The organism is Streptococcus pseudopneumoniae, assembly GCF_038148935.1.
Lineage (GTDB): Bacteria > Bacillota > Bacilli > Lactobacillales > Streptococcaceae > Streptococcus > Streptococcus pseudopneumoniae_U.
Window position 1 is genome coordinate 1 of the sequence record NZ_JBBJZX010000246.1, and the last position, 286, is coordinate 286.

Sequence of the window (286 nt, forward strand, 5' to 3'; positions counted from 1 at the left end):
CGCTTGACTCATACCATCCTTTAATTCGACCATCTTATCAAATAAAGCTTTAGTATAGGTCTCGGTTACATTGGTAGAAACACTCTGCTTTAATTGTGTCATTGCAGAATCACTCATCTTGCTGGCAATAAAACTATGACCACTTGAAGTCTGATAATCGATTTGCATTTGCTCTGGGTAATCCGTTAAAATAGAAGCTGCTTTTTCAGACAAGTCACTTGGCAAAGTGACTACCATATAATAACCACCGTATTCTAGACCCTTCTTACCTTCTTCTTCATCTACA

At 37.8% G+C, this 286-nt stretch carries 1 pseudogene; it reads right to left on the bottom strand.

Annotated features, from left to right (window positions below):
• Positions 1-286, bottom strand: a pseudogene (locus tag WKI42_RS10825) (hypothetical protein); the annotation flags it as partial.